This is a genomic window from Pseudoalteromonas sp. GutCa3 (genome assembly GCF_002836155.1).
GTDB lineage: Bacteria > Pseudomonadota > Gammaproteobacteria > Enterobacterales > Alteromonadaceae > Pseudoalteromonas > Pseudoalteromonas arctica.
In genome coordinates this window covers 144,475-161,568 of sequence record NZ_PJBK01000022.1, presented here as the reverse complement: position 1 = coordinate 161,568, position 17,094 = coordinate 144,475, and the positions used below count along the sequence as shown (strand labels likewise).

Annotated in this window: 14 protein-coding genes; 4 read left to right on the top strand and 10 right to left on the bottom strand. The window is 39.5% G+C overall.

The features are described 5' to 3' along the window. Nucleotides 1–44: 44 nt before the first annotated feature. The gene (gtfA, locus tag CXF64_RS04195) at nt 45–1,517 is read right to left on the bottom strand and encodes a sucrose phosphorylase (RefSeq protein WP_101216380.1); all 1,473 of its coding nucleotides are present in this window, start codon (nt 1,515–1,517) and stop codon (nt 45–47) included. A 176-nt stretch (nt 1,518–1,693) separates the two neighbouring features. Here gtfA and CXF64_RS04190 point away from each other — a divergent pair, with 176 nt between their 5' ends. From CXF64_RS04190 to CXF64_RS04180, 3 genes are all read left to right on the top strand, one after another. Continuing rightward, nucleotides 1,694–2,920 carry an MFS transporter gene (locus CXF64_RS04190; protein ID WP_101216379.1) on the top strand — a complete coding sequence of 409 codons (1,227 nt, stop codon included), beginning with the start codon at nt 1,694–1,696 and terminating at the stop codon, nt 2,918–2,920. 171 nt (nt 2,921–3,091) lie between these two features. Continuing rightward, the gene (locus CXF64_RS04185) at nt 3,092–5,488 is read left to right on the top strand and encodes a TonB-dependent siderophore receptor (RefSeq protein ID WP_101216378.1); all 2,397 of its coding nucleotides are present in this window, start codon (nt 3,092–3,094) and stop codon (nt 5,486–5,488) included. Between the two features lie 122 nt (nt 5,489–5,610). Next, a complete protein-coding gene (locus CXF64_RS04180) occupies nt 5,611–6,558 on the top strand; it encodes a carbohydrate kinase family protein (RefSeq protein WP_101216377.1) in 948 nt (315 codons plus the stop codon). 44 nt (nt 6,559–6,602) lie between these two features. On the opposite strand, the gene CXF64_RS04175 is transcribed toward CXF64_RS04180, so the two are convergent. The 4 genes from CXF64_RS04175 to CXF64_RS04160 form a co-directional block, all read right to left on the bottom strand. Then, complete coding sequence (locus tag CXF64_RS04175; protein WP_101216376.1) at nt 6,603–7,055, bottom strand: nuclear transport factor 2 family protein; 453 nt, start codon at nt 7,053–7,055, stop codon at nt 6,603–6,605. 156 nt (nt 7,056–7,211) lie between these two features. Next, nucleotides 7,212–7,592, bottom strand: a complete 381-nt coding sequence (locus CXF64_RS04170) for an STAS/SEC14 domain-containing protein (protein ID WP_002960091.1) — start codon at nt 7,590–7,592, stop codon at nt 7,212–7,214. A 98-nt stretch (nt 7,593–7,690) separates the two neighbouring features. Next, a complete protein-coding gene (locus tag CXF64_RS04165) occupies nt 7,691–8,383 on the bottom strand; it encodes a cupin domain-containing protein (protein WP_101216375.1) in 693 nt (230 codons plus the stop codon). Between the two features lie 49 nt (nt 8,384–8,432). Next, complete coding sequence (locus tag CXF64_RS04160; RefSeq protein WP_101216374.1) at nt 8,433–9,053, bottom strand: glutathione S-transferase family protein; 621 nt, start codon at nt 9,051–9,053, stop codon at nt 8,433–8,435. A 389-nt stretch (nt 9,054–9,442) separates the two neighbouring features. Between CXF64_RS04160 and CXF64_RS04155 the strand changes: the two genes are divergently transcribed. Further along, nucleotides 9,443–9,961 carry a TetR/AcrR family transcriptional regulator gene (locus tag CXF64_RS04155; protein WP_101216373.1) on the top strand — a complete coding sequence of 173 codons (519 nt, stop codon included), beginning with the start codon at nt 9,443–9,445 and terminating at the stop codon, nt 9,959–9,961. An 83-nt stretch (nt 9,962–10,044) separates the two neighbouring features. Here CXF64_RS04155 and CXF64_RS04150 read toward each other — a convergent pair whose 3' ends face one another. The 5 genes from CXF64_RS04150 to CXF64_RS04125 all read right to left on the bottom strand — a co-directional run bounded on the left by CXF64_RS04150 (nt 10,045) and on the right by CXF64_RS04125 (nt 17,056). Continuing rightward, entirely contained in the window at nt 10,045–11,514 is a 1,470-nt protein-coding gene (locus CXF64_RS04150) for a carbon starvation CstA family protein (RefSeq protein ID WP_101216372.1), read from the bottom strand. A gap of 269 nt (nt 11,515–11,783) precedes the next feature. Then, on the bottom strand, nt 11,784–12,701 hold the full coding sequence (locus tag CXF64_RS04145) for a carbohydrate kinase family protein (RefSeq protein WP_101216371.1): 918 nt from the start codon (nt 12,699–12,701) through the stop codon (nt 11,784–11,786). Between the two features lie 2 nt (nt 12,702–12,703). Beyond that, on the bottom strand, nt 12,704–14,227 hold the full coding sequence (locus tag CXF64_RS04140; protein WP_101216370.1) for a mannitol dehydrogenase family protein: 1,524 nt from the start codon (nt 14,225–14,227) through the stop codon (nt 12,704–12,706). Nucleotides 14,228–14,287: 60 nt separating this feature from the next. Next, complete coding sequence (locus CXF64_RS04135) at nt 14,288–16,009, bottom strand: purine-cytosine permease family protein (RefSeq protein WP_101216369.1); 1,722 nt, start codon at nt 16,007–16,009, stop codon at nt 14,288–14,290. A gap of 372 nt (nt 16,010–16,381) precedes the next feature. Next, nucleotides 16,382–17,056 carry an HAD family hydrolase gene (locus CXF64_RS04125; protein WP_101216367.1) on the bottom strand — a complete coding sequence of 225 codons (675 nt, stop codon included), beginning with the start codon at nt 17,054–17,056 and terminating at the stop codon, nt 16,382–16,384. Nucleotides 17,057–17,094 lie beyond the last annotated feature (38 nt).

The following is a 17,094-nucleotide window of genomic DNA, read 5'->3' as shown; positions in this document are numbered from 1 at the left end:
TTGGCTTTTGCTTTACATGGCGTTTGTAAATTACTTTTATAGTATTAAGCTAAAAATGAATTTAAGTTAATCGTTGTTTCTTCATCACCGTTTACTTGCGTAATAAGCGCATGGCGTAATTTAAAATCAACAGTAAGTGAAATAGTTTGCTCATCTAGTTGCCACGATAAACAACATATACTGCCTTCACCTTGGGCACTAAATTCACCTGCAAACGCGGGGTGTGAATTGCGAATTTTAATTAATTCAATTAAACCTTTTACTACAGGCTTATTTAAGGCTTTGTCGATTATATTTGCATCTAAATATGGGCGGTTAATATCACGGCCAACATTTGTATTTGTCAGTAATTCCATGTCGTTTTCGCAAGCAAATAGGCCGCCGTAATAAACTTGTGGTACACCTGGAGCAAAAAATTGAATTGCACGCGACAGTAAGTAATCAAAGTCTTTAGCGCCTAATGCGTTGTAGTACGTACAGTTAACTTGATATAAGTCGACATTACTCGCCGCAGCGCCTGTAGCTTGGCGGCTTTGGTTGTTGCTGTTGGCGTGCATTGTTTCTACTAGGTTATCAATCTGCTGTGCATTTAATAACCCTGGTTTGTCGCCCATTGGACCTGCATCAATAATGCCAATACCGTCGTGTGTATCAAGTACAGTTAAGCAATTGCGTGGCGAAATTTGTAACCATTTGAGCAGTGCATCTACATCGTTATTAAATAAGCTGTGTAAAATAAGCGGTGGTAACGCAAAGTCGTAAACCATATTTACGCGTGTTGCCACTTCTACCTGAGTTTGATAATGGCTATGAATTTCTGCAATGGTTTCCATGCCTAAATCGTTTGCTTGCTTAGATAAGTTATCTAGGTAGCCAAACGTTTCATCAAGCATAAAGCAGTTAGTGCCAGCTTGCTTAATGGCGTAACCCGCCGCATCTAAACGAATAATATTTACATTGTTAGCCGAAAATTTAGTAAGTACGTTATTTAAATACGCAACACCGGCTTCTACTTTTACGTTTATGTCAATTTGGTTATCGGTAAAAGTGGTCCAGAAGTCATACGCTTTACCATCACCACATTTCATTGGGGTAAAGCAACTACCAGGACGTGGGCGGTAAATTGCTTTTTGCTCAGCTTCGCTCATACCATTTGGAAACACATCTTCTTTGGTTAAAAACAAATCCCAAAATTCTGATTGCTTACCTTTAGCTAATACATCTTGAAACTGAAAAGACTGCGCCGATACATGGTTAACAATTAGGTCTGCCATTAAGTCGAGATCTTTACCTAATACTTGTATGTCTTCCCAAGTGCCTATTCTAGAATCAACTTCACTATGATCAATAGGGTCAAAGCCAGCATCGCTGCCATCAATAGGATTGTAAAATGGCAATAAGTGCACACCACCAAATACGCCTTTTAAAGGGCCGTTTAAAAGTGTGGTTAGCGCGCCTATATTTTGGCCAGTGATTCGATCTGCATATGTGATCAATTGAACTTTATTCTTCATCATTGTGTGATTACCATGTTGAAACTTAATCGATTAAGATATATCTTTAACTAGCGAGTAATAATTTACAAGTAATTTTTAATAATTTTACATACAAATTTTTTGTCTCACGTAATACTACAGTAAGCAACTGACTGACTTACGAAGTGTTAATAGAGAATTTAACGAGGAATAAACACATGACAAAATCACACACACACGTAAGCAGCGACCCACTGCAACAAATACGCTGGCTTACATACATGATGTTTTTTATGTTTGCCATGACCTCTGACGCAGTCGGCATGATAATCCCCGAACTTATAAAAGATTTCGGTTTGAGCATGACTCAAGCTAGTGCATTTCATTACGCTCCCATGGCACTAATAGCCTTTAGTGGATTATTTTTAGGCTTTTTAGCTGACAGCCTTGGCCGTAAAAAAACCATTATGCTAGGTCTATTAATATTTTCTGCGAGTTGTTTTTTATTTGCATTTAGCACCAGTTTTACCTTCTTTTTAGTATTGCTTTGCTGCATAGGCCTGGCCATTGGTTTATTTAAAACCGGCGCACTGGCATTGCTTGGCGATATTTCGCATAGTAACGACGACCATACTAAAACCATGAACAAGGTTGAGGGCTTTTTTGGCATTGGCGCTATTGTAGGCCCCGCCCTAGTCGGTGTTTTATTAGTGCAAAACGTTAGTTGGACATACCTGTATATTACTGCGGGCGTAATGTGTTTAATTCTTGCTTTATTAGCATGGCGCGCAGACTACCCTGACGTAGTTAAAACAACTGAAAAGCCAGCCTCTTTGGCCACCACCATGAAAATGGTAAAAAACCCTTATGCACTTGGCTTTTCTTTAGCTATTGCACTTTATGTAGCGACTGAAGTGGCTATTTATGTATGGATGCCGACGCTATTAAAGGACTACACAGGCTCTTGGCCGCTCCTTGCCACTTATGCACTTACTATATTTTTTATACTACGTGCTGCAGGTCGTTTTATTGCCGTATGGTTACTAAATCGTTATAGCTGGCAAGGTGTTATGGCTTATTTAAGCTTAGGTATTGCGCTTTGTTATGTGGGTACACTTATTGGGGGTGTTGACTGGGCTGTAGGGTTACTACCTCTTTCAGGTTTATTTATGTCTATGGTTTATCCAACTTTAAACTCTAAAGGTATATCGTGTTTCCCTGCAGAGCGCCATGGAGCCGTAGCCGGCGTTATATTATTTTTTACCGCATTATCAGCTGCTTTAGCTCCTTTATTTATGGGTATGATCAGCGATTACTTTGGCCATGTGCGCTATGGCTTTTACTTAGCAACAGGGTTTGCCGTGATTTTATTTGTAGCTATGTTGTTCAATTATTTACGCGACCCATCAATGAGTGCTTTACAAGAAAGTAACCCAACAGCTTAATAAACTTGTATCTCAATACAATAAAAAACACTTTTAAAATCAACATATGAATAATAAAAGAGCAAATTAAACACAAAATGATTTGCTTATTGTAAAATATTTGTTATTTTTACTTAATCGATTAAGTAAAAATAACAAATCCTACTGGGATCAACACAACGAGGCGTTCACATGACAACACACAATACACCTTTATATTTAATCAGCGCTTTAGCACTTGCCGTAAGTCAAGGCGTTAACGCACAAGAAACAGACCAAGCAACACCTGAAGCATCACAAAACAAAGGTCTTGAAACAATAGTTGTAACCGGCGTACCACGTCGAACAACAATCATGGCTTCAAGCGTATCAGTTAGTAGCGTGTCACTTGAACAAGTTCAAGTGTCTACGCCTCGCTCAACAGCCGAGGCTTTTAGAATCATCCCTGGTATTCGTGCAGAATCTACAGGTGGCGAAGGCAATGCAAATATTGCTGTTCGTGGCCTGCCAGTTGCTTCAGGCGGTGCAAAATTTTTACAATTACAAGAAGATGGTTTACCTGTACTGCAATACGGTGATATCGCTTTTGGTAATTCAGATATTTTTATGCGATTAGATAACACTGTGCAAACTATCGAGTCGATTCGTGGTGGCTCAGCATCTACTGCAGCAAGTAATGCACCTGGTGGCATTATTAACTTTATCTCTAAAAATGGCGAAAACGAATCTGGCAGTGTGTCTACAACACTAGGCTTAGATTACGACAGCGTTCGTACAGACTTTGAATACGGCACTTACTTAACCGATAGCGTACGTTTTCATGTTGGTGGCTTTGTTCGACAAGGCGAAGGCCCGCGTGAAACAGGTTACACGTCTAATAAAGGTGGCCAAATAAAAGCTAATCTTACTAAAGATTTCGACAACGGTTACGTTCGCTTTTATTACAAACACTTAGACGATAAGAGTGTTGGCTACCTTCCTATGCCAATGTACTCAAATGGTGACTCTATTGCTGGCTTTGATGCGCAATCAGACACACCTCACTCAGCGTTATTTACTAAAACAGTGCGTTTAAATGGTGAAAACCAAATCAGCAGCGGCGATATCCGCGATGGTATGAATCCAAAGGTTGACTCTGTTGGTTTTGAAGCTGTATTTGATTTAGATAACGATTGGCGTATCGAAAACCGTTTTCGTAAATCATCAATAAGCGGCAACTTTAACTCGCTTATTCCTGCTGAGGTTGGCAGCGCATCATCTATTGCACAGAGCATTGGTGGTGTAGGCGCAACACTCAGTAACGCAAACACGGGCGCTGCATTTAACGACGACCTCGCTATGCGAATTCATACCTTTGACGTAACAATGAACGACTTCGATTCATTAGTTAACGACTTTAAACTAACTAAATCGTTTGATGATGACACCAGCATTACCTTTGGTTATTACGCGTCAACACAAAACATTGCTATGTCGTGGTTATGGAATTCATACCTTATGGAGCTTAAAGGCGACAATGCAGCATTATTAAATGTTACTGCAGCTGACGGTACTGAATTTTCAGAAAATGGTTTATATGCATATGGCACACCTTACTGGGGAAACTGTTGCCAACGCGATTACGACACAGAGTACGACACCCGTGCACCATACGTTGCATTCTCTACTAAATTAGGCGACGTAAGCATTGATGCAAGTGCCCGTTACGACAGTGGCGAAGCTCGCGGTAACTATGCAGGTGCTGTAACATCAACTGTAGATATGAACCGCGACGGTGAAATATCAATCCCTGAGCAAAACGTTGCAGGTATTGATATTGCCAACGCCAGTCCAGTAAATTACGACTGGAACTATTCTTCTTATTCAATTGGTGCTAATTATCAAATTGATCCAAGCCTTGCTACGTTTGCACGCATAAGTAAAGGTGGGCGCGCAAATGCTGACCGCCTTTTATTTGGTAAAGTACGCGCCGACGGCTCTGTTGCAAAAGAAGACGCTGTTGATGAAGTGAACCAATTTGAGTTTGGTGTTAAAAAGCGCTTTGATTCATTATCAGTGTTTGCTACTGCGTTTTTTGCCGAAACTGAAGAGCAAAATTTTGAAGCAACATCACAAACGTTTTTTGACCGTGAATACGAAGCAAAAGGGATTGAAATAGAATCTACTTACTTTATTGATGCATGGGATTTTCGCGGTAATTTAACCTGGACCGATGCAGAAATAGCAAAAGATGCGCTTAACCCAGATGTTGTAGGTAATACGCCACGTCGTCAAGCCGATTTAATTTACTCATTAATGGCACGTTACAACTATGAAAAAGGCGCTGCAGGGGTAAGTTTCATTGGTACTACCGATGCATACGCTCAAGATAATAACGACTTACAATTTGACGGCTACACACAGGTAAATGGCTTTGTAAGCTATGACTTATCTGAAAACCTTAATATTGCGCTTAATGTGAATAACCTATTTGATACAGTAGGTATAACAGAAGCAGAAGAAGGTTCAGTACCTGAAAATAACATTATTCGTGCCCGTACTATTAACGGCCGCACAACGTCGGTAACTTTAAAATACGCTTTTAACTAAATGTGTGTATTGCGCTGCGGTGAGTAATCACTGTAGCGCCTTTTAAAGTATGAATAAATAACACCCTTCACGTTTTTTAGCCTAGCCTTGCTAGCCTTGCTAGGCTTTTTAGGATATTCCAAATGACTAAACTCCTGTGCTTAGGCGAGCTATTAATTGATATGCTGCCACAAGATGCTAATAACTCGACCTATTTACCTATACCAGGTGGCGCGCCTGCCAATGTAGCTGTTGGCTACGCAAAACTCGGCGCAGAGGCTGCATTTTGTGGTGGTAAAGGGGACGATCATTTTGCCAATCAATTAAGTAATGCATTAGCGCAATACAATGTAAATACAGACTATTTATTTACCATTGCAGGCTCACAAACCGCCATGGTTATAGTAAGTATTGATGAAACCGGCGAGCGTAGTTTTGGCTTTTATCGCCATAACACAGCCGATGCACTATTAACCCAGGCGCATTTAGCGCATATAAATTGGCAAGAAATAAGCACACTACACTTTTGTTCAAACACATTAACCGAATCAGCAATTGCCAACACAACAGTTAAAGCGCTAGAACTTGCAAAAGCGAATAATAAGCTCGTCAGTTTTGATGTAAATTTACGCTACAGCTTGTGGGAAAACACAAGCGATATAGCAAGCAATGTAAAAGCCTGTTACACCTATTGTGACATAGTAAAACTCTCGCGTGATGAGCTTATTTTTTTAGCCCAGCATAGCGATACAACGAGCGATGATTACATTCAAATGCTATTAAATACCGGAGTAAAACTGGTGTTTTTAACCGATGGACCAGAGCCTGCCACGGTTTACCACAGCGCATTTACACTTAACGAATCGGCACAAAAAATAAACGCCGTAGATACAACAAGCGCAGGTGATGCATTTATAGCGGGGGTTTTATACTACTTAAATAACTTAGGAAGTGATTTACCACTAGCCGATAAACTAAATGATAAAGCGAGCGTAAAAGGCGCCCTGCACTTTGCTCTTAAATGTGGCTCTAAAGCGTGTTTAGCTAAAGGGGCATTTCCGGCATTACCTGTGCTGGCTGATGTACTTTAAATGATTAAAGCCCCATATTACGGGGCTTTAAATTAGAGTTGTATCTATTGCTTTATAAAGGTGACACCTTTAGGTATTTCATCTTGGGGTAACCGAGTAGAGTGCATTTGCGATAACAACCATTTATCGCCCACTTTTGATACAACGGCACTTTCTAACCAATAAATATCAATACTTCTTTCGGTGTTTTTAATATTGGCTTTATTCCAGTAATTAATAAATGCAACATCACCCACTACAAGCGAATTTATAACACTAAAATAATTAGTTCTTACAAAATCAGAGGGCTTAACAACATTTATAAAGTCATTAATAGTCCACACTTCACCGTGCTCTAAAAGTAAAAATGAATCATCAACGGCTGCACGCATTTGCGTGTGATCAACGTTAGAAACAGCCAAAAAAAGATCGCTCACCGGCGTGAATATGTTGTTATCTTTTGCATGTATTGATGTAGAAAATATCAGGAATGTAATAAAGGTAAGTACTTGTTTCATTGTTTTTATAATGTGTAGTTTGCTCAATAATAATTAGTGTATTTTAATAGAGCAGTATTAACAATTGAAATAAACCGAATGTAACTACTTAATAACGTTACCCATAGAGCAAAAAAGCACTCTATAAGAGTGCTTTAATTTAATTTCTCGATCAAGCTATTCGTCTAACCAATCTATGGCTGCGGTAGCATTTTCAAAGTATTGAACCTCACCAGATATAAACCAGTTACCTATTTTGGCCATGCGAGCTTGCCACTCTTTATTACCGTAAATAGCTACTTTTTTAAATTCTTTAGAGTGTTTAACACCTAATTTTAAGTCATCCCACGCTGCGCGTAGTTCCCAACCTTCAAGTTCACTACCATCTATTAATGCATTCACAACTGGGTGCTTAACTTCGCCAAGAGCTGAGTTTATCATTGGGGTAATTATTTTGTAGTCGTCGTGAGTAAGCGTACCAACGGCTTTAAGTTTTAAAAAAAACTCTCTTCCTGCACGTTCAAGACCAATAGATAAACCATGTGTTGTGTGTACCATTACTGCTCTCCTTAAATAGGCTGAGTGGTAAAAGTACACCTTCTAAAATTAATTAGTCCTGAACTAAATCAATAAATAGTCTCAAATAAACGGCTCTATTACGCATTTTGTACGCGAGATATCTGGATTTCTACATCAGTTAAATGACCCGTTTTAAGCCATACATTTGCACCATTACTTCCCGCTTTAACGTTAACGGAGCTATTAACAGGCACTCTTAACCAACTGTTTTTTACAAGGGTATCGGCTTGCTCATCAAATGAGCCTTCAAGTACTAGCAACTCTGCTCCGCCTTTTGCGCTTATAACCATGCAGGCGTTAGGCTTAAAGTGCAATAAGCTTACCTCTTCAAAGTCGTCTTTGTATAAAGGGGTTACGGCAACATTTTTAAAACTAGGATGCACCGTACTTTGCATCAAGTTTGTTTGCAAACGCACGTGCGTTCGGTCATCTGGCTGAAACTGCCATAACTTTACAAATATAACGCAGCCATTTTCAGACCCCGGTTTGTGCTTTGATTGCGGTGGGTTACGGATATAAGAACCTGCCACAAAGTCACCATGTTCATCTTGAAATACCCCTTCAAGCACAACAAACTCTTCACCGCCTGTATGAACATGCGGCGAAAATTCACTGCCAGGTGCATAACGAACAATAGTCGTTGCGCGAGCAACTTCGTCGCCCACACGGTCCAGTGCTCGTCTATCAACGCCCGCCATTGGCGATGCAACCCACGGGAGCGATTCGCTATGTACCACAACTCGTTTACTAAAATCGGCAGCTATTTTCATATTTCGCTCCTAAGTGTAACTTCACTTAAATTTTAAACTAATAACCTAATTAAGCTGCAATACTTGGGCGTTTTGCTACTTTTTCTTGCCATTCAACTAAATGGGTAAGCTCATTTGGGATTACTATTTGTGCAAATCCAGCAAATACCAGCCCAGCATACAATGTAATATCAGCAATACTAAACTGCTCGCCGCCAACAAATGCCGATTGCGCTAGTACATCATTAAAATAGCTAAACCCTTGGCGCGCTTTTTCGCCTTGTTTTTCACCCCAAGCCACATTTTGATATGTTTCAAGCTCTGGACCTAAGCCATCAGTTGCATGATGAAAGTAAGTTGCCACAGCGTCAAGCACCATAGATTCTGCACGCTTTTGCATCATGTTAATTACTGCACGCTCTTTTGCGGTTTCACCCATTAAAGATGGGCCTTCACATGCGGTATCAATATACTCAGTAATAGCGGTACTTTCTGATATAAACGTGCCGTCATCTAGCTCTAATACGGGTACACCTGCTAATGGATTTTTAGCTAAAAAGGCTTTTGTTCTGTGTTCACCATTTAATAAATCAACAGGTATAAACTCAACATTAGAAGTGGCATTTTTTTCAGCTAAAGCGATACGAACCCGAAGTGGATTTGGAAAGTTTTCTACATCATAAATTTTCATAGCAATCTCTATCTTTATTGTTTAAAAGTGAGTTAATGGCAGCAACCTACCTACCGATAGGTAATTTATAATATTAAACTAAATTTAAGTCAACGTTTAAATTTTTCTGATTTATAGGATTTAACTTAATTCATAATAAAATTAGGGGGTTGCTTAAAAATAAAAACGCTTGTAAATAACTATCTACTGGTCGATAATTTTGCTATTCCAATTGCATTAAATAAGTGATCTATTATTGCACTAAGAAAATAGCGCAATAACAAGGCGAGAATTATGACATCTAGTTATTCTATATGAATCATTTTTAACGCAGTTAGTAAGTTATTTAATGCGATAGAATGATCATGTTTTAATAAAATTGGTATTGCTACGGATAGGAAATATTAAAAATGAGTAAAAAAGAAGCTTTATTAAAAGCAGCTGAAAACAAGGTACGCCTTGGCGGGTACAGCAATTTTAGCTTTAGAGAGCTTGCCAGCGAAGTTGGAATTAAAAGCGCCAGTGTGCACTATCACTTTCCGACTAAGGCCGATTTAGGTGCAGAGCTTGCTCATCAATATACTAATTCTTTTTTAGCTGCGTTAGGCGAGCCAAACGAGCTTAAAGCAAGCGGTAAAAATCCTATTGATGTGTACACTCAGCTTTTTAGAAGTGCATTAGTAACCGATCGTAAAATGTGTTTATGTGGTTTGCTAGGAGCCGAAAGCGATAGCCTTCCAGATAAAGTACGCCTTGAAGTAAAACGCTTTTTTAATCAAAATCTAACATGGCTTAGCGCTGCGCACTTAGCTAATGGTGAACTCAACCCTACTAAAGCGGCTATTCAAACAGTGAGCCTGCTTGAGGGCGCTATGATGATAAGCAAAACGCTCGACGATAATAGTTACTTTGAACTTGTAACTCAGTAATACCTAAATTTAGTACACAAAAAAGCGAGCTATTCGTTATGAATAGCTCGCTTTTTTAATGCTTGAAATAACTTATGTGATTATTAAATCGCTGTTGGTTTAACTTTATGCTTAGAGTGCACAATAGCTAAAACAATTAAGCCAATCACTGTTACTACAGCGCCAATAGGTTTACCTAAATCACTTGATAAGTTAAGACCAATTGCGGCAGTACCAATATAAGAAACCGTTACCGCAGTTGCTATAACAGCAGGAACACTGGCAATCCAATGGAATGTACCACGGTCAAACAGGTACTTAGTGGCAAGCCATAATACGCTAGTAGAAAGCAGCATGTTTGAAAATGCAAAGTAGCGCCAAATTAATGAAAAATCGAGTTTCGTCATAAAGTAAGCAATAGTAAGTATAGGTACAGCCACTAATAAGCGATTACGTAAACTTTGCGGAATATTAAACGCATCAACAACTGTTAAACGTAATGAGCGGAACGCTGTATCACCAGAAGTAATTGGGAAAACGGCTACTGCAATAATTGCCATTATACCGCCAAATACACCTAAGTAACTGTTAGCTACATGATTAACAACTAAACCTGGACCACCTTGGTCAAGCAATGCTTTTAAGCCCGCGTAACCATCTGGGAACGCTGCAATACCAGCAAGTGCCCATACACAACCTACAATACCTTCACACATCATAGCGCCGTAATAAACTGGACGTACGTATTTTTCGTTAGTTAAACAACGCGCAATAATTGGCGCTTGAGTAGAGTGAAAACCACTAATAGCACCACAGGTAATTGTTATAAATAACAATGGCCATGTTGGTAATCCATCTGGGTTTGGCTCTAAAAAGTCATGTGCGTGATCAGCTTCAAAGTAAGCTAAAAAGTCACTTGGTACCGGTAAGTGCGGCGCATTAATAAGTAATGAAATAGCAATTGCCACTGTCATTACAATCATTAGCGCACCAAAAATTGGGTAAAACTTAGTGATAATTTTATCAATTGGTAGCAAGGTAGCTAAAAAGTAATACGCTAAAATAGCGAGTACCCAAAAGGTATTATTTGCCAGTATTGTACCTTCAAAAAAATCAAGGTTACTTAGCAAACCTGCAGGGCTCATAATAAATACCACACCTACAAAAAACAGTAGCATGGCAGTAAATACAAGCATAAAGCCTTTAAATACGACGTTGTAATAATGGCCTGCGATTTCTGGTAGGCTTTTACCGTCTTCTTTTATACTCATTACACCTGAGAAGAAGTCGTGTACAGCGCCACCTAAAACATTACCAAGTACAATCCATACTAGTGCAACTGGTCCGTATAAAGCACCTAAAATTGGGCCAAATATTGGACCTACGCCAGCAATGTTTAAAAACTGAATTAAAAATGCTCGTACAGGGTGAATAGCTACGTAATCAACACCTTCGCTAAAGCGTTTTTGTGGTGTGTCAGCAGTTGAATCCAAACCGGCTTGTTTTTCAACAAATGGGCTGTAAAACTTATAGCCCAGTATTAAAATAGTGAGGCAGATAAAAAAGATGATCATAAAGCACGTTTCTCTTTTTGTATTTTAGTTATAGAGCGCATTGTGTGTCGCCCCGCCTTTTCAATCCGTGAATAATCGACGAACAATAACAAAGCTTCAACCCTCAAACAATAAGACGTTTAGCTAATACAATAATCGATATAAGCCACTATTTACGCAACCTGCACACTTAACGCTCCACATTGAATATTTATTACACATGTCTTATTTTGGGCACAAAAAAAGCGGTTAAACTTTTACGTTATAACCGCTTTCACACACAATGTTTTTTAAAGTGGGTTCATAAACTCACTGATTTGTTGATGCGTTAAAGTAGGTGTTGCGCCAGAACTTTCGGCGACCATTGCTCCAACGGCACATGCAAAGTCAACGGCATATTGCGCGTCGTCGTTGCTACAAAGCTGATAAATTAACGAACCTAAAAACGAATCCCCTGCGCCAACAGTGTCAATTACGCTAATTAAATAACCTGAATTATAAAAATTCTCGCCTTTGATTGTTAATAAAGCACCGTGGCTACCTTTGGTTACACATAAGTAATCGGTATTTGTTTGCTGTGCTATAAACGCTAAATTTTGTTCAAGCGAATGAAACTTACAACCCATCGCTTTTGCTATTTCGTATAGCTCTTCATCGTTTAATTTAATAAAGTCTGCTTTATTCATTAAATCTACAAGTGTTTCTAGCTTGTAATGCGGTGCACGTAGGTTTACGTCAAATACTTTAAAGTTTGCTACATCAACTAGTTGATTTAATGTTGCTAAAGACGCTTCGCTTCGCCCAATTAGGCTGCCAAATACAAATACATCGCTACTTTTAACTTTACTAAGTAACTCATCAGTAAGCGCTATATTATCCCACGCAGTGTCTGCCACTATTTCATAACTTGCTGAGCCGCCACTGTCGAGTGTTACCTCAACCGTGCTGGTTTTTTTGTCACTATTAATAGCAATGTATTCGCAGCTTACGCCTTTGCTAGTAATTTCGCCTAGTAGCTCAGCGCCTAACTCGTCGTTGCCAACAGCGCTGATCATATCGGCTTTAATGCCTAGTGAGTTAATACGCACACACATATTAAGTGGCGCGCCACCTAGGCGTTTACCTGAACCAAAACAATCCCACAGCACTTCGCCAAAGCAGCTAACACTTACGTTTTCGCCTGATTTATGATTAATTAAAATGCTCATAATTAGTTACTCTTTTGATCAAGTACAGCCTGCATAATGGCTTTAATTTTACTATTAGGTGCATACAACGCAGCAATCGACTTTTTATATTCAGCATTAAACGTTTCGTTATGCTCAAGCTTACCAAACAAGCTCGTTAACTTTAAAAATGCAATCGGGCTAGTTTGAGTCTCTTGCGCGTAAGAATTAAGCTCTTTGTGCATCGCATCTTGAATTTCAAGCTTTTCGCCGTTTTCACTTAAACCCTTATCGCTGTATAAACACCAAGTTGCAATAACAAGCGTTGCCAGTGATACATCTCGACCTTGTACTAGGTTTTCGTTAATTGTGGCAATTAAAAACTTAGGCAGTTTAGCTGAGCTTTCACTACAGATACGCGCTAGGCTGTCTTTAATATTAGGATTAGCAAAACGCTCTATTAACGTATCTTTGTAGCTTTCAAGGTCAATGCCTTCAAGTGGTTCAAGATTTGGCGTTACTTCTTTATCCATAAAAGCACGCAGGTATGTGGCAAATAATTCATCCGATACCGTTTCATCAATAGTGCCATAGCCATGGATTGAACCTAATAAACCAAGCACAGAATGCCCTGCATTAAGTAAGCGTATTTTCATGGTTTCATAAGGCGTTACATCAGTAACAAACTGTGCACCAACAACGTCCCAATTTGGGCGAGAGTCACTAAATGTGTCCTCTATTACCCATTGTGTAAACGACTCACAGGTAATTGGCCACTCGTCGCTAACACCATATGCATCAACCACGTAATCAATATCACTCTTTTTAGATACCGGTGTAATACGGTCAACCATCGCATTTGGAAACGATACGTTTTGCTCAATCCACTCACTTAGGTCTTTGTCTTGCTCTGTAGCAAAGGCTAAAAGCATTTTGCGTGTTACGTTACCGTTGTGCTGAATGTTATCGCACGACTGTACTGTAAACGCGCCTTGGCCTTGCTCTTTACGCAGTTTTAACGCAGCCGTAATGTAACCAAACGCTGTAATTGGGTCGTTCGGGTTATTAATGTCGTTAATAATATCTGGATTGCTGTAATCAAACTCGCCCGTTGCAGGGTTAAAGTTGTAGCCGCCTTCGGTAATAGTAAGCGACACAATTTTAGTATCGCTGTGCGCTAACTTATTAATTACCGCTTGTTTGTCCTCTGGAGCAAACAAAAAGTCGATCATTGAGCCAATTACTTTGTTATCTATTTTACCGTCTGGGTGTCTAACAGTAAGCGTATAAAGGTAATCTTGCTGCTTTAAAATATCACGCAGACCACGGTTACCCTCTAAAAGGCCAACACCACATATGCCCCATTGCTCAGAGCCTGGGGTTTTTAAAAGCTCGTTAACATATACCGCTTGATGAGCACGATGAAAACCGCCCACGCCAATATGAACAATACCGGCTTTAACTGCGCTACGGTCGTAGGTTGGTGTATCAACATGGCTTGGTAATTGAGCCAAGCTTTGTTGGTTTAGCCCTGTAACTAGAGCGTCAGTGTGTTGATGTTGCGTCATGGTGCGACCTTACTAAACAAAAATAAAATATAAATTACGATACTGTATTACGATAAGTAATTACGATGCTGTATTGAGTACTTTATGGCGTTTTAACGACCAGTACGCAGTAACAAAATAAATAACAGTACAAATAAAACAGGCTATTTCGAATTGCGATTTATTAGCGCTGTACATACTCATAGTTTCACTGAAAAACATCACCTGGCTGGCAAATATAAAAATAATAACCAGTGAAACCGTAGAAACCGCATTAAGTACTTTGGTAAATACAGAGCTGTCAATTACTGGCTTTGGAATGTCTTTAGCTTGTGCAGCTTGATATTCTTTAATATCACGTTGCTCTTGCTCTTCTGCTGCAATCTCTTGTGTGTAATCTTCACCGGCGCCGTATTTTTTAGCTAAAAGCGTATAAATAACGATTGTGAAAATCCACGTAGGGATAAACAAGTAGTAAAACGACATTACATCAATAGCATTTAAACCAAAGCCAAACACAAGCGCTAACGCCCAAGATGCTATAGCCGGTACGCTGCGGGTAATGTTTTTATATTTAGCCCAGTAACGTGTTAGGCCAATTTTAGGAAATAACACATGTTCAGCAAACACAATGCCGCCTACTGGCACAACTAATAAGCCTGCGTAGGTAAGTAGCGGAAGCATTTGTGAAAATACAAACGGGAAACACGCAATAATCACGGTTACAACACCTACAATAGCGGTTGTGCGTTCACGTGATTGATTAACAAATATAGATTGTGCTGCAAGACCTGCACGGTAAAGGTTTGCGTTAGCTGTAGTCCAACCGGCAATAATTACAATAACAAAGCCAGTCCAACCTAATGCATGGTATGCAACATCGCCCGGATCAAGTGATGAAATAGTTGTTTTAAGTAATACCGCAACACCTGCGCCCATAATACCGGCAGAGATCCACGCTAAGTAATGACCAAAAAACATGCCCACGCCAGAAAACAAGCCATAGCTTTTGCGTTTAGCAAATCTAAAAATAGCCATGTCGATTAAACCAAAGTGAGTAATTGAGTTAGCAGCCCATGCAAAGCCAATCACTTCTAATAGGCCAATGCCTTTTTCACCATCGGCATTGGTTCCCGTCCATATGGAGGAGTCGCCTATGGTCATAAAGTCGCTAAAGCTAGTTAAAGAGGTAGACCCTAATACGTGATTTGAAAGCTCAGGGAATAACGCGAACGAACCTGCAATAAATATAACAAATAGCCACGGCGCGCACAGTTTCGAAAAGTCAGCAACCGTAGAAAAGCCATACATCGCAACAAACACAACAATAGAGCCAACAGCTAAAACAATGGCTACAAACCAAAAGCTATTTGGATACCAATCAAGTTGCGCAGGTATATCAAACAAAAACCGCACGGCGGTGGAGGATACCGTGATCATGGCGGCCGATATAACACTAAAAATAACCACGTTAGCCCAGTTATAGAGCTTGGTCATTGAGTTACCAGCGATTTTGTTTAAGTAGTTATATAAACTTAAGCGGGTTTCTACTGCAATGGGTGCAGTAATCAGCCACCAAGAACACATTGCTAACAGGTTACCTATTAATAAACCCAGTAGAATGTCGATGGTTGAAGCGCCTAATGCAACAAACGTTGCACCAATAACAAATTCAGTAGCCGCAACATGTTCGCCAGCATATAGCCCTGCAAAATGTTTCCAGCCATGAAGCTTATTATTAGCAACAGGAAGTTGCTCTTCGTTTACATCTTTAAATGTTTGTGTGTGTGGACTCGTTGCCATGGTATTTCCTATTGTTAACAGCAAAGCATTTGATACCAATCTGCATAACTATTTGAATAATTTAACGAGTTAAATTACCCCATAACGTCGTTAAAAATTTTATATTTAGAACAACTAGATATAAAAATTTTTGGCTAGTTACAGTGCAATTTTCTTATCGTTAAATAAACCCCATATTCAAGCAGATTGGTATAGTACCTAAATACTTTGCCTTTTATAATTTGGCTTATAAACGCATGATGTTTTGCCATGTTTTGTTTTATTTTTAGTAAAGCAAAACCATCTATATTTATATTTTGCGTTTGCTTGCCTGTCAGTGTGTAAGGCGAGCAAATCGCGTTTAAAACTTTGTGTATTTAAAAAGCCGCGTGTTTACTGCTTTTTAAGTGCAGGGTATGCACTAAAAAAATCTTGCCAATGCGTTAAATGATCAACATTTGGGTAAGCACTGTGCACATGATTAACAGAGCCTTGCATATGTTGCCCACCGCTGTAATGCAGTACTTGCATGTTGGCGTCGATTCCTGCATTTACGCCGGCTTTACTGTCTTCAATCACTAAACAATGCTCTGGCTTTACACCCATTTGTTTAGCTGCATGTAAAAATAAATCGGGTGCTGGTTTGCCACGCTTAACTTCGCTGCTGGTAAAAACCGTATCGCTAAAGTACTTACTTAAACTCACTACGCTCAACGCTTTTGCGGTGCGTGCTGGGCTGCTGCTAGTAGCTATACAAATAGGCACAGCTAAATTGTTAAGTACGTCTTTTATACCGTCAGTCGTGGTTAGTCCGGTTTCAAATTCGTTTAATAGTGCCTCGCGGTAGTCACCTTCAAAGCTTTCAGGAAGAGTGACATTAAATGCATCCGCTATTTTTTGGCTTACTGTTTTAAAGTTGCAGCCTAAAAAGTGTTGCTGTACATAAGCGCGGTCAATCTCAACGCCTTTTTCAACAAGCATATTAATGAGTACTTGTGCGCTTAAAATTTCGCTATCAATAACAACGCCATCACAATCAAATATCACTAGCTCAATATTAGTATTCATCTTGTCACCTTATTAAAACTGTTTGGTTTAGCTAATTT